Origin of the sequence: Pseudomonas sp. I2, assembly GCF_040984075.1 — a bacterium.
Classification (GTDB): Bacteria; Pseudomonadota; Gammaproteobacteria; order Pseudomonadales; family Pseudomonadaceae; genus Aquipseudomonas; species Aquipseudomonas guariconensis_B.
Map to the genome: position 1 here is coordinate 1 of NZ_JBCGFQ010000053.1, position 17,029 is coordinate 17,029.

The window sequence follows — 17,029 nt, forward strand, 5'->3', positions numbered from 1 at the left end:
CGGTTCTGCCAACGCTTTCAGCTAGCGCAACGGCCTGAGCCTTGAACTCATCGGTGTAGTTACGGCGAGTGCTCGGGTACATGGCAACCTCCAAGATAGCGATCTAAGTATCGCTTCTTGGCGTCCGTTGTCACGGGACAGGTCCACCAAAAACCGCCTGCTCCATCATACGGCCCCTACGCTACGCTCCGGGGTCCCCTCGCTCCGGCGCCTTCCGGGGCTTCGCGGCCTCCGACTTGCTACGCAAGTCTACATCTCGCGACTTCGGCTACGCCGAAGGGCGCTGCGCGCCAGGCCCCTCCAGGCACCTCCACTCGGCCTCCTGAAGTCGCGATTCGCGGCGACTGAGCTATCGCGCACCAAGATCAACAGCAACAGCAACAGCAACAGCAACAGCAACAGCAACAGCATCGCATACGCCGTGATGGCTATTCTCAGGAGAGGACCTGCTTCCGCTGATTTGACGTGGATGCCACCGCTCGGTATAAACCGCCTCCTATTGATCTGTCAGGCCTTCCCCATGAGCTTCAGCCCCCTGATCCGCCAACTGATCGACGCCCTGCGCACGCTCCCCGGCGTCGGCCAGAAATCTGCCCAGCGCATGGCCCTGCAGTTGCTCGAACGCGACCGCAGCGGCGGCCTGCGCCTGGCCCAGGCCCTGACCCAGGCCATGGAGGGTGTCGGCCACTGCCGCCAGTGCCGCACCCTGACCGAACAGGAACTCTGCCCCCAGTGCGCCGACCCACGCCGGGACGACACCCAGCTGTGCGTCGTGGAAGGCCCCGTGGACGTATATGCGGTGGAGCAGACCGGCTATCGCGGCCGCTACTTCGTGCTCAAGGGGCATCTGTCGCCACTGGACGGCCTGGGACCCGAGGCGATCGGTATCCCGCAGCTGATGGCACGGATCGAGGAGCAGGGCACCTTCACCGAGGTGATCCTCGCGACCAACCCCACGGTGGAAGGGGAGGCGACTGCCCACTACATTGCCCAACTGCTGGCCGAGAAAGGCCTGACCGCCTCGCGCATCGCCCATGGCGTGCCGCTGGGCGGGGAGCTGGAGCTGGTGGATGGCGGGACCCTGGCCCATGCCTTTGCCGGGCGCAGACCGATTTCGCTGTGAAACGGTGATCGGGGGCCGCTTCGCGCCCCATCACCGGCAAGCCGTCCCACAGGGTGAGCGTCGATCACAAGTGATATGGCTTGCAGGGGCCCTGTGGGAGATAACCCAGCCTTTTTGGGTTGTGCTGTCGCGCAGAGAACATACGGCTGGCGAAGGGCCCTGTGGGAGCGGGCTTGCCCGCGAATGGGCCGCTGAGCGGCCCCAGCAGGCGACTCAATACTCGCTGAGCGAAAACTCGGTCAGGCAGAAGGTCGGCACACCAACCGCCTGCAGGCGACGGGAACCCTCCAGCTGCGGCAAGTCGATGATCGCCGCGGCCTCGAATACCTCGGCACCGGTGCGACGCACCAGGTTGGTAGCGGCCAGCAGGGTGCCGCCAGTGGCGATCAGGTCATCGAAAATCAGCACCGAATCGCCTTCGCACAGGCTGTCGGCATGCACCTCCAGGAAGGCTTCGCCGTACTCGGTCTGGTAGGCCTCGGCCAACACCTCGGCCGGCAGCTTGCCCTGCTTGCGGAACAGGATCAGCGGCTTGTTCAACTGATGGGCGATGATCGAGCCGATCAGGAAGCCCCGCGCATCCATGGCGCCGATATGGCTGAATTCGGCCTCCACATAGCGCTCGATGAACTGGTCGGCGACGTAGCGCAACCCACGTGGCGACTGGAACAGCGGGGTGATGTCGCGGAAGATCACGCCCGGCTTGGGGAAGTCCGGCACTGGGCGGATCAAGGCCTTGAGGTCGAAAGTATCGCTGTGCATGCTGCTTTCCTGGAAAACGAATGCGCCAGTATACCCCGCCGCGCGAAGGGCTTCAGGCTTCCATCGCCCCGCCCGCCAGCGCGCACAGCTGGATCGGGTCGAGGATGTGCACTTCCTTGCCTTCGGCCTTGATCAGGCCGTTCTGCTGGAAGCGGGTGAACACCCGCGACACGGTCTCCACCGCCAGGCCCAGGTAGTTGCCTATCTCGTTGCGCGACATGCTCAGGCGGAACTGGTTGGCCGAATAACCACGGGCACGGAAGCGCGCGGAGAGGTTGACCAGGAAGGTGGCGATGCGCTCGTCGGCGGTCTTCTTCGACAACAGCAGCATCATCTGCTGGTCGTCGCGGATCTCCCGGCTCATCACCCGCATCAGCTGGCGGCGCAGTTGCGGCAGTTGGACCGAGAGTTCATCCAGGCGCTCGAAGGGGATCTCGCATACCGAGGTGGTTTCCTGGGCCTGGGCCGACACCGGGTAGGTTTCGGTGTCCATGCCCGACAGGCCCACCAGCTCGCTGGGCAGGTGGAAACCGGTGATCTGCTCCTCGCCGGCGTCGCTGAGGCTGAAGGTTTTCAGGGCGCCGGAACGTACGGCATAGACCGAGCCGAAATTGTCACCTTGGCGGAACAGGAACTCGCCTTTCTTCAGCGGGCGGCCGCGTTTGACGATTTCATCCAGTGCATCCATGTCTTCCAGGTTGAGCGACAGAGGCAGGCACAGGGGGGCCAGGCTGCAATCCTTGCAGTGGGCCTGGTTGTGTGGGCGCAGTTTGACTGGCTCGGACATTTCAATCGATCCTTGTGGGAAAGCACACATAAGCTGTAAGGGTAACTCACAGCAAGGTTGTAGGCCAGCGGGCGCTATGGTGTTGCGACCTGGCGAGGCCTTGTCCGCAGCGGGTCAAGGCCGATGATGGCCAATAGTGTGCCTGGCAAGGAAATAAGTCCATGCGGTCGATCGACTCGCTCGTCAGATCACCCGCGAGAAGCGCTGGCGGTCCTGCAGGGCCAGGTAGGCGTCGAACACCATGCACACCGAGCGCACCAGCAGGCGCCCGGCGGGCAGTACCCTGATGCCCTTGCCGTCCAGGCTGATCAGGCCGTCCCGCTGCATGGCCTGCAACTGGGGCCATTGGTCCTTGAAGTACCCCCGGAAATCGATGGTGAACGCCTGCTCGATCGCTTCGAAGTCCAGCTCGAAATGGCAGATCAACTGCTGGATCACCGCGCGGCGCAGGCGGTCGTCCTGATCGCACAGCAGCCCGCGCTGGGTCGCCAGTTGGGCGGTGGAGAGGGTGTCCTGGTAGGTGGCGAGGTCGCTGCTGTTCTGGCAGTAGAGGTCGCCGATCTGGCTGATGGCCGAGACGCCCAGGCCGATCAGGTCGCAATGTCCATGGGTGGTGTAGCCCTGGAAGTTGCGCTGCAGGGTGCCTTCCTCCTGGGCGATGGCCAACTCGTCGTCGGGCAGGGCGAAATGGTCCATGCCAATGTAGCGGTAGCCGGCCGCGGTCAGTTGCTCGATGGTGGCGCGGAGCATCTCCAGCTTGGCGGCTGGCGCAGGCAGTTCGTTGCTGTCGATGCGCCGTTGGGGCATGAAGCGTTCGGGCAGGTGGGCATAGTTGAAGACCGAGAGGCGGTCTGGTTGCAGGCGGATCACTTCCTCGACGGTGCGGGCGAAACCTTCCGGGGTCTGCCGGGGCAGGCCGTAGATCAGGTCGAGGTTGACCGAGCGGAACTGCAGGGTCCGTGCTGCCTCGATCAGTGTGCGGGTCTGTTCCAGGCTCTGCAGGCGATTGATCGCACGCTGCACGGCCGGATCCAGGTCCTGCACGCCGAGGCTGACGCGGTTGAAGCCCAGCTCGCGGAGCAGGCCCATGGTCGACCAGTCGGCTTCGCGCGGGTCGATCTCGATGCCGTAGTCGCCCGAGTCGTCGTCCAGCAGGTTGAAGTGCTGGCGCAGGCAGGTCATCAGCTGGCGCAGTTCCACATGGCTGAGGAACGTCGGCGTGCCGCCACCGAAATGCAGCTGTTCAACGCGTTGTTTAGGGGCCAGGTGGCAGGCGATGAGCTGGATTTCCTGCTCCAGGCGCTTGAGGTACGGCTGGGCGCGGCCGCGATCCTTGGTGATGACCTTGTTGCACGCGCAGTAGTAGCAGATGTTGGCGCAGAACGGCACATGCACGTACAGCGACAGCGGCCGTACCGCGCGGCGGCTCTCGCGCAGGGCGTGGAGCAGGTCGAACGAACCCACTTCGCCGTGCAGTTGGACGGCGGTCGGGTAGGAGGTATAGCGGGGGCCGGCCAGGTCGTAGCGACGTATCAGGTCGGCATCCCAACGTAGGTCGTCGAGCATGTGGGTCAATCCCCGGAAGAAGCGGCAGTGTCCGGAGTCTAGGGGCGTCTGTAGGAATCTGTGTTGATTTGTATCAAGGGGGGGGCGGAGCTAGCGCCGGGCGGCAAGCGGCAAGAAAAACAGTCTTGCGCAGTGCCAAGCCCAGCGATTAAGCCAAAAGCCCTGCAATCAGGGCTGATCCCATAGACTGGCGTCATTCTTGAGGCTGGCAGTGAACCTGTGGGAGCCGGCTTGCCGGCGATGGGGCGCGAAGCGACCCCAAATGGCAGCAAAGCCCTGGCTCGCCGGAAACTGCTTTGTCTTGCAGCTTGCCGCCGGATCAGTGCCCCATGAGCCAATGCTGGTGCGGACCAGGCAAGGTCCACAGACCGAACAGGATCACCAGTAGGCCGCCGGCCAGGCGCACGCTGCGGCGGCGCAACAGGGCGCCGACACGCTCGGCGGCAAGGCCGGTGGCCAGGAGTACGGGCCAGGTGCCGAGGCCGAAGGCCAGCATCAGGGCTGCGCTGTAGCCGGCATTGCCCTGGCTGGCGGCCCACAGCAGGGTGCTGTAGACCAGGCCGCACGGCAGCCAACCCCACAGGGCGCCGAGCAGCAGGGCGCGGGGCAGGCTGGAGACCGGCAGCAGGCGTGTGGCCAAAGGTTGGATGTGCCGCCACAAGCCGCGGCCGAGCGCCTCGATACGGGTCAGGCCACTCCACCAGCCGGCCAGGTACAGGCCCATGGCGATCAGCAGCAGGGCCGCCACCACCCGCAGCCCCTGGGCCGCCGGGCTGTTGGCCAGGGCCCAGCCGGCCAGGCCCAGGAGCAGGCCGGCGCAGGCATAGCTGAGGATGCGTCCGAGGTTGTAGGCCAGCAACAGGCGCAGGCGGCGGGCGCGTTGCTCTGGCGGGATGGCCAAGGTCAGGGCGCCCATCAGACCGCCGCACATGCCCAGGCAATGGCCGCCGCCGAGCAGGCCCAGGACCAATGCCGAGCCGAGCAGGGGAAACAGGTCAGGCACGAGGCTGAGGATCCTTGTCGTCGGGCTGCCCTGGCGTTTGTTCTGGCTCTGGCTTGACGGCAGCCTGGTGGCGAGGGTCCTGGTCGTCGAACAGGATGCTGTGGGCCGGGCTGTCGAGGTCGTCGTACTGGCCGCTGTCCACCGCCCAGAAGAAGATGTACACGGCCACGCCGACGATCAGCAGGGCGGCGGGGATCATGACGTAGAGGGCGGGCATAGCGGTTTCCTTGCGGGCGACGGCGTCTCGTGTGCGGGCATGCCCGCGCCCTTGGCCAGGCGGGTCAGGCGCAGGGCGTTGAGCACCACGATCAGCGAACTGACCGACATGCCGATGGCCGCCCAGACCGGCGTGATCCAGCCCAGGGCGGCGAACGGCAGCATCAGGCCATTATACAGGGTCGCCCACAGCAGATTCTCGAGGATGTTGCGCCGCGTGCGCCGGGCCAGGTCGAAGGCCTGCACCAGCGCCTGCAGGCGGTTGGACAGCAGCACCGCATCGGCGCAGGTCTTGGCCAGGTCGGTGGCCGAACCCATGGCGATGCTGATGTCGGCCGCCGCCAGCACCGGCACGTCGTTGACCCCGTCGCCCAGCATCAGCACCTTGCGGCCTTCGGCCTGCAGGGCCTTGAGGCGGGCGAGCTTGTCGTCCGGGCGCAGGCCGCCGACGGCCTGGTCGATGCCCAGTTGCGCGGCCACTTCGCCGACCATCGGCGAGCTGTCGCCGGACAGCAGCAAAGTACGCCAGCCACGGGCCTTGCAAGCGGCGAGCAGGTCGGGGGCATCCTCGCGCAGGCGATCGTCGAGGCCGAACCAGGCCAGCGGCCCCTGGCGGTCGCCCAGCAACAGCCACTGGCCACGGGGTTCGGGTACGGCGGGCACTGCGGCGCCGCTCAGGGCGCAGACGAACGTGGCCTGGCCGATGCGCAGGCTTTGGCCGTCGACCACGCCCTCCAGGCCCAGGCCAGGTATGGCCTGCACCTGCTCGGCGGGGGTGGCGGTGCGGCCGAAGGCACGGGCGATGGGGTGTTCCGAGCGGTTCTCCAGGGCTGCGGCCAGGGCCAGGCAGCGGTCGGCGGCGAGCAGGCCCAGTGGGCGGATGCTGCGTAGGGCCAGGCGGCCCTCGGTGAGGGTGCCGGTCTTGTCGAAGATCACCGTGTCGATCTGGTTCAGCCCTTCCAGCACATGTCCGCGGGTGACCAGCAGGCCGAGCTTGTGCAGGGTGCCGGTGGCGGCGGTGAGGGCTGTCGGGGTGGCCAGGGACAGGGCGCAGGGGCAGGTTGCCACCAGCATGGCCAGGACGATCCAGAATGCCCGCGAGGCATCCAGCTGCCACCACAGCAGGCCGATGGCGGCGGCGGCGAGCAGGGTGAACAGCAGGAACCACTGCGAGGCGCGGTCGGCGATCTCGGCCAGGCGGGGTTTTTCCGACTGGGCGCGCTCCAGCAGCCGGACGATCGCCGACAGGCGGGTGTCCTGGCCCAGGGCCTCGACCTGCACGGTCAGGCTGCTCTCGACATTCAAGGTGCCGCCGGTGACCCGGTCGCCGGCATGGCGGGCCTGGGGCAGGTACTCGCCAGTCAGCAGCGACTCATCGACGCTGGAGCGGCCGTCGAGGATGCGGCCATCGGCCGGGATCACCGCGCCGGGCAGCACTTGCACCCGGTCGCCGCGCTGCAGTTCGCCGAGCAGGATGCGCTCGCTGTGTCCCTGGTCATCCAGGCGCAGGCAGGAGGCCGGCAGCAGGTTGACCAGTTGCGCGGTGGCCGCCGCCGTGCGCTCGCGGGCGCGGCGCTCCAGGTAGCGGCCGGTGAGCAGGAACAGGGCGAACATGCCCACGGTGTCGAAGTACAGCTCGCCACTGCCGGTGATCGCGGTCCAGATCCCGGCGCCGTAGGCCAGGGCGATGGCCAGCGACACCGAGACGTCCATGGTCAGGTGGCGGGTGCGCAGGTCGCGGGCGGCGCCCTTGAAGAAGGGGGCGCAGCTGTAGAACACGATCGGCGTGGTCAGGAACAGCGCCACCCAGCGCAGGATGGTGTGCAGCTCGGGGCTCAGGTCGATGTTGAATTCCGGCCAGGTGGCCATGGTCGCCATCATCGCCTGGAACCACAGCAGGCCGGCCACGCCCAGGCGGCGCAGGGCGCTGCGGTTTTCCCGGGCCAGTTGCTCGGCGGCCTGGTCAGGTTGGTAGGGGTGCGCGGCATAGCCGATCCGGCGCAGCTCGGCGAGCAGGCGCGAGAGGGGCGTTCGGTGGTCGTCCCAGTTGAGCAGCAGGCGGTGGTTGGACAGGTTCAGGCGTGCCTCGGCCACGCCCGGCAGGTTGCGCAGGTGTTTCTCGATCAGCCAGCCGCACGCTGCGCAGCTGATGCCCTCGACCAGCAGGGTGGCCTCGGCCAGTTCGCCCTGGTGGTGGACGAAAGCCTGCTGCACGTCGACGCGGTCGTAGAGTGCCAGCTCATCCTGCAACTGCCGGGGCAGGGCCTCGGGGTTGGCGCTGGCGTCGCTGCGGTGCTGGTAGTAGCTCTCCAGGCCGCCGGCGACGATGGACTCGGCCACTGCCTGGCAGCCAGGGCAGCAGAACTGCCGGGGTTCGCCGAGGACCACCGCGGTGAAACGGCTGCCGGCGGGGACGGGCAGGGCGCAGTGGTAGCAGGGGGTTGGCTCGGTCATCGTGATGCAGTCATTCGTGATGCTCGGCCCCTTGCAAGGCCTCGTCGCCCAGCTCCAGGGTGACGCCGTGGGCGACCTTCTCCTCCTCGAACAATCGCCATACCTGCCCGTCCTGGCTGCCCAGCAGCTCGACGAAGCGCCGCCCCTCGACCCGGTCGTCCAGCTGGCCGACATAGCGGCCCGGCTCGCTGCGGGCCAGCTCGACCTTGCGGTCCTTGTCCGGCTGGGTCGGTGAGATCAGGTTCAGTTCCAGGGCTTGCGGATCGCTATTGCCGGTCAGGCGCACGTCCACCTCGCCGGTCAGCTCGTCCAGGTGCACGCTGGCCTTGAGCTTGAGGTCCTGGGCCAGCAGCTCGCGGTCCAGCGAGCGGTTGATGCCCTTGCCGGCCTCGTAGTAGTTGTCGTTGACCAGGTTGTCTGGGTTGTTCACGGCGATGCTGACCATCGTCAGGCTCAGGCACACCGAGGTGGCGAGGATGCCGATGATGATCCAGGGCCAGAGGTGCTTGTACCACGGGCTGGCGGCGGTTGCGGCAGGCATTGTCGACTTCTCTCTCAACGGATTTGCGGGCCGATGAAGCGGCTCTTGGCTTCAACCTGGGTGGCGCTGTCGTCGGCGTCCTTGAGGATGAAGGTGATTTCATTGGTGGTCGAGGGCAATTGCTCGGGCGCGACCGACAACTGCACCGGCAGGCTGACGATATCGCCGGCGGCGACCCGGATCTCGCGATGCCCCTCGAGCTGCAGGCCTGGCAGGCCGCTGGCGTCGAGCACGTAGACGTGGTCGCGTTGGTCCTTGTTCATGACCTTGAGGCTGTAGACGTTCTCGATCCGCCCTTGCGCGTTCTCGCGGTACAGCACCCGGTCCTTGCTGACGTCGAAACCGACCAGCGAACGGGTGGCGAAGGCGGTGACCAGGATACCGATCATCAGCAGCAGCACCAGGGCGTAGCCGATCAGCCGTGGGCGCAGCATGTGGGTCTTCTGCCCGGAGAGGTTGTGCTCGGTGGTGTAGCTGATCAGGCCCTTGGGATAGTTCATCTTCTCCATGATGCTGTCGCAGGCGTCGATGCAGGCAGCGCAGCCGATGCACTCGATCTGCAGACCATCGCGGATGTCGATGCCGGTGGGGCAGACCTGCACGCACATGGTGCAGTCGATGCAGTCGCCCAGGCCCTTGGCCTTGTAGTCCATGTCCTTCTTGCGCGGGCCGCGGGTCTCGCCGCGGCGCGGATCGTAGGAGACGATCAGGGTGTCCTTGTCGAACATCACGCTCTGGAAGCGCGCGTAGGGGCACATGTACACGCACACCTGCTCGCGCAGCCAGCCGGCGTTGCCGTAGGTGGCGAGGGTGAAGAACGCCACCCAGAAATAGGCCCAGCCATCGGCTTGCCCGGTGAAGAACTCGATGACCAGCTCGCGGATCGGCGAGAAGTAGCCGACGAAGGTCATGCCGGTGACGAAGCCGATCAATAGCCACAGGCTGTGCTTGGCCGCCTTGCGCAGGAACTTGTTGGCGCTCATCGGCGCCTTGTCCAGCTTCATGCGCTGGTTGCGGTCGCCCTCGGTGACCTTCTCGCACCACATGAAGATCCAGGTCCAGACGCTCTGCGGGCAGGTGTAGCCGCACCAGACCCGGCCGGCGAACACGGTGATGAAGAACAGGCCGAAGGCAGAGACGATGAGGATGCCCGAGAGCAGGATGAAGTCCTGGGGCCAGATGGTGGCGCCGAAGATGTAGAACTTGCGCTCGGGCAGGTTCCACCAGACGGCCTGGTGCCCGCCCCAGTTCAGCCACACGGTACCGAAGTACAGCAGGAACAGGAACGCCCCGCCGACCATTCGCAGCCGGCGGAACACGCCGGTGAAGGCACGGGTGTAGATCTTTTCCCGGGAGGCGTAGAGGTCGACGGAGTCCTTTCCCTTCTTGGCAGGCGGGGTGACGTCATGTACCGGAATCTGCTTGCTCATCATCAAGTCCCACGGCAGTGGAGAAGTGCCGCGGCCAGTACGTGCCGGCCGCGGTCGTACGCATTCTGCTAGCGCTCTGCGGCCCATGATACGCCGCTGCTGGCAGGCTGGGAGCGCGTTGCGACCTTTAGTCGCATTGGGTTGGTGGTTTGAATCGTGTTATGGCGGCTGTCAATTGATCCAGGTCATGGCGGGAGGCGAAATGTCCGGCGTTGCGCCGTAACCTGGGGGAGCACGGCCCTGCCAGCGATGGCAGGGCCATGGATGGGCTCACTCGGCCTTGGCGGTTTCCGGCTGCTGCTGGTGCGACAGGCTGTAGACATAGGCTGCCAGCAGGTGGACCTTGTCGTTGCCCTGCAACTCGGCCTGTGCCGGCATCTGGCCCTGGCGGCCGTAGCGGATGGTCTGCTGCAACTGGGCGAAGCTCGAGCCGTAGATGAACGCCTGCGGGTGGGTCAGGTCAGGCGCGCCCATGGCCGGGGTGCCCTTGCCCTCGGGGCCGTGGCAAGCCACGCAGTTGGCGGCGAAGATCTCCTTGCCCTTGGCGGCATCGGCCTTGACCCCCTCGGGCAGGCTACGACCGTCCAGGTTGGTCAGGACGAAGGCGGCGACGTCGGCCACGCCCTGTTCGCCGATCACCTCGGCCCAGGCCGGCATCACGCCGTGGCGACCGTTCATGATCGAGGCCTTGATGGTCTCCGGCTCGCCGCCCCAACGCCAGTCGTTGTCGGTGAGGTTGGGGAAGCCGTAGGAGCCACGGGCATCGGAGCCGTGGCACACCGAGCAGTTGGAGGCAAACAGGCGGCTGCCCATCTTCAGCGCTTGCGGGTCCTTGGCCACGTCCTCGATGGGCATGGCGGCGTACTTGGCGAAGATCGGGCCGAAGCGGGCGTCGGCCTTGGCCATCTCCTTTTCCCACTCGTGCACGCCGGTCCAGCCGGGCTGGCCGTTGGAGAACTCGGTCTTCTTCTCGTTATCCAGGTACTGGTAGCCGGGCAGGATGCCTTTCCAGTTGCCCAGGCCCGGGTACAGCACCAGGTAACCCAGGGCGAACACGATGGTGCCGACGAACAGCCAGAACCACCATTTCGGCAAGGGGTTATCGTACTCCTCGATACCGTCGAAGGCATGGCCGACGGTCTCGTCGGTGACCTCTTCGCGCTGGCCCTTGCGGGTCGACAGCAGCAGCCAGGTCAAGGCGAAGATGGTGCCCAGGGTCAGGACGGTGACGTACAGACTCCAGAAGGTTGTCATTGTTCTTTGCTCCTAGAAGCTTTCGCTTGCGCTTGCTCGACGTGCTTGCTGGCCTCGGGATCGTCGGCGAAGGGCAACCGGGTCGCCTCGTCGAATTCCTTCTTGCGCCGTGGGTTGAACACCCACAGCGCCAGGCCCACGAAGGCCACCATCACCACGACGGTGCCCAGGCCACGAATCATCCCGATATCCATCAGCGTCACCGTTTGCTCTTGATGATGGTGCCCAGGCCTTGCAGGTACGCCACGATGGCGTCCATCTCGGTCTTGCCCTTGACCGCGTCGCGGGCGCCGGCGATGTCCTCGTCGGTGTAGGGCACGCCCAGGGTGCGCAGCACCTCCATCTTTTTCGCGGTGTCCTTGCCGTCGAGCGTGTTCTCGACCAGCCACGGGTAGGACGGCATCTTCGATTCCGGTACCACGTTGCGCGGGTTGTACAGGTGCGCGCGGTGCCAGTCGTCGGAGTAGCGGCCGCCGACGCGGGCCAGGTCCGGGCCGGTGCGCTTGGAGCCCCAGAGGAAGGGGTGGTCCCAGACGCTCTCGCCGGCCACCGAGTAGTGGCCGTAGCGCTCGGTCTCGGCACGGAACGGGCGGATCATCTGCGAGTGGCAGCCGACGCAGCCCTCGCGGATGTAGATGTCGCGCCCTTCGAGCTCCAGTGCGGTGCGCGGCTTCATGCCTTCGACCGGCTTGTTGGTGACGTCCTGGAAGAACAGCGGGACGATCTGGGTCAGGCCGCCGATGCTGACGGCGATGACCATGAAGAAGGCCAACAGGCCGATGTTCTTCTCGACTGCTTCATGCTTCATCAGTGAGCTCCCACGACGACGATCTTGGCGGCTTCTTCAGCGTCGGCCGGCTTCGAGGCGCGTACGGTGCGGTAGACGTTGTAGGCCATCAGCAACATGCCGGAGGCGAAGAACGCACCGCCCAGGGCGCGGACGATGTAGCCCGGGTGGCTGGCCTGCAGGGCTTCGACGAAGGAGTAGGTGAGCGTGCCGTCGTCGTTGATGGCGCGCCACATCAGGCCCTGGGTGATGCCGTTGACCCACATCGAGGCGATGTACAGCACGGTGCCGATGGTCGCCAGCCAGAAGTGCGCGTTGATCAGACCCACGCTGTGCATCTGTTCGCGGCCATAGACCTTCGGGATAAGGTGGTACAGCGAGCCGATGGAGATCATCGCCACCCAGCCGAGGGCGCCGGCATGCACGTGGCCGATGGTCCAGTCGGTGTAGTGCGACAGCGAGTTGACTGTCTTGATGGCCATCATCGGGCCTTCGAAGGTGGACATGCCGTAGAACGCCAGGGACACCACCAGAAAGCGCAGGATCGGGTCGGTGCGCAGTTTGTGCCAGGCCCCGGAGAGGGTCATCATGCCGTTGATCATGCCGCCCCAGCTCGGTGCCAGGAGGATGATCGACATCACCATGCCCAGCGACTGGGCCCAGTCGGGCAGGGCGGTGTAGTGCAGGTGGTGCGGGCCGGCCCAGATGTACAGGGTGATCAGCGCCCAGAAGTGGACGATCGACAGGCGATAGGAGTAGATCGGGCGTTCGGCCTGCTTGGGCACGAAGTAGTACATCATCCCCAGGAAGCCCGTGGTCAGGAAGAAGCCCACGGCGTTGTGGCCGTACCACCACTGGATCATGGCGTCGGTGGCCCCGGCATAGGCCGAGTACGACTTGAACAGGCTGACCGGCAGGGAGATGTGGTTGACGATGTGCAGCATCGCCGTGACCACGATGAAGCCACCGTAGAACCAGTTGCCGACGTAGATGTGCTTGGTCTTGCGCTTGACGATGGTGCCGAAGAACACCAGGGCGTAGGTGACCCAGACGATGGCCAGGAGGATCGCCAGCGGCCACTCGAGCTCGGCGTACTCCTTGGTGGTGGTGTAGCCCATCGGCAGGGTGATCAGCGCGCCGACGATGACCGCTTGCCAGCCCCAGAAGCTGAAGGCGGCCATGCCATCGGAGATCAGCCGGGTCTGGCAGGTGCGCTGCACGACGTAGTAGGAGGTGGCGAACAGCGCGCAACCTCCGAAGGCGAAGATCACCAGGTTGGTGTGCAGCGGGCGAAGGCGGCCGAAGCTCGTCCATGGCAGGTCCAGGTTCAGCTCGGGCCATACCAGTTGCGAGGCGATGTACACGCCTAGCCCCATGCCAAGGATCCCCCAGACCACCGTCATGATGGCGAACTGGCGGACGACCTTATAGTTATAAGCAGTCGGACTGATTGCAGTGCTCATTGCTAAGGTTCCACGGTTTGGGTGTTCTTGTTGGTTGGAAAATCGGCGCCAGTATCGGTAACCACCAGGGTTATCGCAACGCAAGACCTCTCGCCGACCCGTGTCCAGGCCCTTTCCACCACCGTCCCGCGGTTTGGGGGCTGGATGATTGTACACAAATAAATGTTTGTAATGTGTACCGTTTTTCGCCTTTTTCTGATCGATCGGTCAAGCTTTTTTTCAGGGTGGGCAGGCAAGGCTCCCCTCCCGACGCTATGGGCGAGCGATGTCGAAGTCGTTGCGCGGTGTCAGGCCATGCACCGCGTCTGCTTCGGTCGCTGCGAGCGAAGCCTCTCTTAGGCAAACAAGCTTAGTTCCGTTCGGAGGGGGTGCAAGGAAGGGAGGTATGGCGGGGAGTTGGGGCCGCACTGCGGCCCCGAAAGATCAACGGGCAGTCAGGTTGTCGCCCGCTTCATCTTGCGACAGGCTGTACACATAGGCCGCCAGCAGGTGGACCTTGTCGTTGCCCTGGATGTCGCGCTGGGCCGGCATCTGGCCCTGGCGACCGTAGCGGATGGTCTGTTGCAGCTGGGCGAAGCTCGAACCGTAGATGAACGCCTGCGGGTGGGTCAGGTCAGGCGCGCCCATGGCCGGGGTGCCCTTGCCCTCGGGGCCGTGGCAGGCCATGCAGTTGGCGGCGAAGATCTCCTGGCCCTTGGCGGCATCGGCCTTGACCCCCTCGGGCAGGCTGCGACCGTCCAGGTTGGTCAGGATAAAGGCGGCGACGTCGGCCACGCCCTGTTCGCCGATCACCTCGGCCCAGGCCGGCATCACGCCGTGGCGGCCATCCATGATCGAGGCCTTGATGGTCTCCGGCTCGCCGCCCCAGCGCCAGTCCTTGTCGGTCAGGTTGGGGAAGCCGTAGGCGCCCTTGGCATCGGAGCCATGGCACACCGAGCAGTTGGAGGCGAACAGGCGGCTGCCCATCTTCAGCGCCTGCGGGTCCTTGGCCACTTCCTCCACCGGCATGGCGGCGTACTTGGCGAAGATCGGGCCAAAGCGTGCATCGGCCTTGTCCATTTCCTTCTGCCACTCGTTGACCTGGGTCCAGCCGTTCTCGTAACCCGGCAGGATGCCTTTCCAGTTGCCCAGGCCCGGGTAGAGGATCAGGTAGCCCACGCCGAAGGCCAGGGTGCCGACGAACAGCCAGAACCACCACTTGGGCAGCGGGTTGTCGTACTCCTCGATGCCGTCGAAGCTATGGCCCATGGTCTGGTCGGTGGTGTTGTGGCTCTGGCCCTTGCGCGTGGCGAGCAGCAGCCAGGTCAGGCCGATCAGGCTGCCGATGGTCAGTACGCTGATGTAGGTACTCCAGAAGGTGGTCATTGCCGGTTATTCCTCATGGCAGGTTCCTGCCCAGCAGGGGGCAGGCGGTCGTCGACGAAGGGCAGCAGGCGCGCTTCGGCGAAATCACGGTCGCGGCGACGGTTGAATACCCAGAGGCACAGGCCCAGGAAGGCGATCATCACCACCAGGGTGCCCAGGCCACGGATCAGGCCGATGTCCAGTGACAGTTCCATCGCTTACCTCTTGTTCTTGATCGCGGTGCCCAGCACCTGCAGGTAGGCCACCAGGGCGTCCATCTCGGTCTTGCCCTTGACCGCGTCGCGGGCGCCGGCGATGTCCTCGTCGGTGTAGGGCACACCCAGGGTGCGCAGGGTGCGCATCTTGGTGTCGGTGTGGCTGTTGTCGACCTGCTGGGCGACCAGCCACGGGTAGGACGGCATCTTCGATTCCGGTACCACGTTGCGCGGGTTGTACAGGTGCGCGCGGTGCCAGTCGTCGGAGTAGCGGCCGCCGACGCGGGCCAGGTCCGGGCCGGTGCGCTTGGAGCCCCAGAGGAAGGGGTGGTCCCAGACGCTCTCGCCGGCCACCGAGTAGTGGCCGTAGCGCTCGGTTTCGGCGCGGAACGGGCGGATCATCTGCGAGTGACAGCCGACGCAGCCTTCGCGGATGTAGATGTCGCGGCCTTCGAGCTGCAGGGCGGTGTAGGGCTTCATGCCTTCGACCGGCTTGTTGGTGACGTCCTGGAAGAACAGCGGGACGATCTGGGTCAGGCCGCCGATACTGACGGCGAAGACCATCAGCAGGGCCAGCAGGCCTACGTTTTTCTCGATGACTTCGTGTTTCATCAGGCTTGTCTCCTCAGGCCAGCTGGGCGGTCGCAGGGGCGGCCTCGGCGGCCGGGGCACGCACGGTGCGCCAGGTGTTCCAGGCCATCAGCAGCATGCCGCTGAGGAAGATCGCGCCACCGACGAAGCGCACGATGAAGCCAGGGTGGCTGGCCACCAGGGTCTCGACGAAGGAGTAGGTGAGCGTGCCGTCGGCATTGACCGCGCGCCACATCAAGCCCTGGGCGATGCCGTTGACCCACATCGAGGCGATGTACAGCACGGTGCCGATGGTCGCCAGCCAGAAGTGCGCGTTGATCAGGCCGATGCTGTACATGCGCTCCTTGCCGAACACTTTCGGGATGGTGTGGTACAGCGCGCCGATGGAGATCATCGCCACCCAGCCGAGGGCACCGGCATGCACGTGGCCGATGGTCCAGTCGGTGTAGTGGGACAGGGCGTTGACCGTCTTGATGGCCATCATCGGGCCTTCGAAGGTGGACATGCCGTAGAACGCCAGGGACACCACCAGAAAGCGCAGGATCGGATCGCTACGCAGTTTGTGCCAGGCACCGGAGAGGGTCATCATGCCGTTGATCATGCCGCCCCAGCTCGGTGCCAGGAGGATCAGCGACATGATCATGCCCAGCGACTGGGCCCAGTCGGGCAGGGCGGTGTAGTGCAGGTGGTGCGGGCCGGCCCAGATGTACAGGGTGATCAGCGCCCAGAAGTGGACGATCGACAGCCGGTAGGAATACACCGGGCGCTCGGCCTGCTTGGGCACGTAGTAGTACATCATCCCCAGGAAGCCCGCAGTCAGGAAGAAGCCCACGGCGTTGTGGCCGTACCACCACTGGACCATGGCGTCGGTGGCACCGGCGTAGACCGAGTACGACTTGGTCAGGCTGACCGGCAGTTCCAGGTTGTTGACGATGTGCAGCATCGCCACGGTGAGGATGAAGCCGCCGAAGAACCAGTTGCCCACATAGATGTGCTTGGTGTTGCGTTTCATCAGCGTGCCGAAGAACACGATGGCGTAGCAGACCCAGACGATGGTGATCAGGATGTCGATCGGCCATTCCAGTTCGGCGTATTCCTTGGAGCTGGTGTAGCCCAGCGGCAGGCTGATCGCCGCCAGCAGGATCACCAGTTGCCAGCCCCAGAAGGTGAACGCGGCCAGGCCCGGTGCGAACAGGGTGGTCTGGCAGGTGCGTTGCACCGAATAATAGGAGGTGGCGAACAGGGCGCAACCGCCGAAGGCGAAGATCACCGCATTGGTATGCAGCGGGCGCAGGCGACCGAAGCTGGTCCAGGGAAGGTCGAAGTTCAGGGAAGGCCAGACGAGTTGCGCGGCGATGAAAACGCCGAGCCCCATCCCGACGATTCCCCACACCACCGTCATGATGGCGAATTGGCGGACCACCTTGTAGTTGTAGGCGGTACTGCTGGTTGTGTTCATGTATGGGTTCCCATCCACGGTTATAGGCAGGCTA

At 65.3% G+C, this 17,029-nt stretch carries 17 protein-coding genes; 1 reads left to right on the plus strand and 16 read right to left on the minus strand.

Annotated elements, in window-relative coordinates; translation table 11 throughout:
* The first annotated feature begins 520 nt into the window (after nt 1-520).
* Complete coding sequence (gene recR / locus WCE05_RS21800) at nt 521-1,123, plus strand: recombination mediator RecR (RefSeq protein WP_225789892.1); 603 nt, start codon at nt 521-523, stop codon at nt 1,121-1,123.
* 213 nt (nt 1,124-1,336) lie between these two features.
* On the opposite strand, the gene WCE05_RS21805 is transcribed toward recR, so the two are convergent.
* The 16 genes from WCE05_RS21805 to ccoN (WCE05_RS21880) form a co-directional block, all read right to left on the minus strand.
* Nucleotides 1,337-1,885 carry an adenine phosphoribosyltransferase gene (locus WCE05_RS21805; RefSeq protein ID WP_225789891.1) on the minus strand — a complete coding sequence of 183 codons (549 nt, stop codon included), beginning with the start codon at nt 1,883-1,885 and terminating at the stop codon, nt 1,337-1,339.
* A 52-nt stretch (nt 1,886-1,937) separates the two neighbouring features.
* Nucleotides 1,938-2,672 carry a Crp/Fnr family transcriptional regulator FnrA gene (fnrA, locus tag WCE05_RS21810; protein ID WP_225789890.1) on the minus strand — a complete coding sequence of 245 codons (735 nt, stop codon included), beginning with the start codon at nt 2,670-2,672 and terminating at the stop codon, nt 1,938-1,940.
* Between the two features lie 183 nt (nt 2,673-2,855).
* Nucleotides 2,856-4,238 (minus strand): oxygen-independent coproporphyrinogen III oxidase, encoded by a 1,383-nt coding sequence (gene hemN, locus WCE05_RS21815; RefSeq protein WP_253101205.1) that lies wholly within the window; start codon nt 4,236-4,238, stop codon nt 2,856-2,858.
* Between the two features lie 319 nt (nt 4,239-4,557).
* Entirely contained in the window at nt 4,558-5,241 is a 684-nt protein-coding gene (locus WCE05_RS21820) for a sulfite exporter TauE/SafE family protein (protein WP_253167909.1), read from the minus strand.
* Nucleotides 5,234-5,458, minus strand: a complete 225-nt coding sequence (gene ccoS, locus WCE05_RS21825) for a cbb3-type cytochrome oxidase assembly protein CcoS (RefSeq protein WP_225789887.1) — start codon at nt 5,456-5,458, stop codon at nt 5,234-5,236. The genes WCE05_RS21820 and ccoS overlap by 8 nt, the downstream gene beginning before the upstream one ends.
* Nucleotides 5,437-7,911 (minus strand): heavy metal translocating P-type ATPase, encoded by a 2,475-nt coding sequence (locus tag WCE05_RS21830; protein WP_368816546.1) that lies wholly within the window; start codon nt 7,909-7,911, stop codon nt 5,437-5,439. The genes ccoS and WCE05_RS21830 overlap by 22 nt, the downstream gene beginning before the upstream one ends.
* A 10-nt stretch (nt 7,912-7,921) precedes the next feature.
* A complete protein-coding gene (locus tag WCE05_RS21835) occupies nt 7,922-8,452 on the minus strand; it encodes a FixH family protein (protein WP_225789885.1) in 531 nt (176 codons plus the stop codon).
* Nucleotides 8,453-8,466: 14 nt separating this feature from the next.
* Nucleotides 8,467-9,882, minus strand: a complete 1,416-nt coding sequence (gene ccoG, locus WCE05_RS21840) for a cytochrome c oxidase accessory protein CcoG (RefSeq protein WP_225789884.1) — start codon at nt 9,880-9,882, stop codon at nt 8,467-8,469.
* Between the two features lie 270 nt (nt 9,883-10,152).
* Nucleotides 10,153-11,136, minus strand: a complete 984-nt coding sequence (gene ccoP / locus WCE05_RS21845) for a cytochrome-c oxidase, cbb3-type subunit III (RefSeq protein ID WP_368816547.1) — start codon at nt 11,134-11,136, stop codon at nt 10,153-10,155.
* On the minus strand, nt 11,133-11,330 hold the full coding sequence (locus WCE05_RS21850) for a cbb3-type cytochrome c oxidase subunit 3 (RefSeq protein ID WP_225789882.1): 198 nt from the start codon (nt 11,328-11,330) through the stop codon (nt 11,133-11,135). Before WCE05_RS21850 ends, ccoP (WCE05_RS21845) begins: the two co-directional genes overlap by 4 nt.
* Before the next feature lie 5 nt (nt 11,331-11,335).
* Nucleotides 11,336-11,944 (minus strand): cytochrome-c oxidase, cbb3-type subunit II, encoded by a 609-nt coding sequence (ccoO, locus tag WCE05_RS21855; protein WP_225789881.1) that lies wholly within the window; start codon nt 11,942-11,944, stop codon nt 11,336-11,338.
* A complete protein-coding gene (ccoN, locus tag WCE05_RS21860; protein WP_225789880.1) occupies nt 11,944-13,386 on the minus strand; it encodes a cytochrome-c oxidase, cbb3-type subunit I in 1,443 nt (480 codons plus the stop codon). Before ccoN (WCE05_RS21860) ends, ccoO (WCE05_RS21855) begins: the two co-directional genes overlap by 1 nt.
* Nucleotides 13,387-13,809: 423 nt before the next feature.
* Nucleotides 13,810-14,751, minus strand: a complete 942-nt coding sequence (gene ccoP / locus WCE05_RS21865) for a cytochrome-c oxidase, cbb3-type subunit III (protein WP_368816548.1) — start codon at nt 14,749-14,751, stop codon at nt 13,810-13,812.
* Nucleotides 14,748-14,939 carry a cbb3-type cytochrome c oxidase subunit 3 gene (locus WCE05_RS21870; RefSeq protein WP_225789921.1) on the minus strand — a complete coding sequence of 64 codons (192 nt, stop codon included), beginning with the start codon at nt 14,937-14,939 and terminating at the stop codon, nt 14,748-14,750. The genes ccoP (WCE05_RS21865) and WCE05_RS21870 overlap by 4 nt, the downstream gene beginning before the upstream one ends.
* A 9-nt stretch (nt 14,940-14,948) precedes the next feature.
* Nucleotides 14,949-15,557, minus strand: a complete 609-nt coding sequence (gene ccoO, locus WCE05_RS21875) for a cytochrome-c oxidase, cbb3-type subunit II (RefSeq protein WP_023381403.1) — start codon at nt 15,555-15,557, stop codon at nt 14,949-14,951.
* A gap of 13 nt (nt 15,558-15,570) precedes the next feature.
* On the minus strand, nt 15,571-16,995 hold the full coding sequence (gene ccoN, locus WCE05_RS21880) for a cytochrome-c oxidase, cbb3-type subunit I (RefSeq protein WP_225789878.1): 1,425 nt from the start codon (nt 16,993-16,995) through the stop codon (nt 15,571-15,573).
* Nucleotides 16,996-17,029 lie beyond the last annotated feature (34 nt).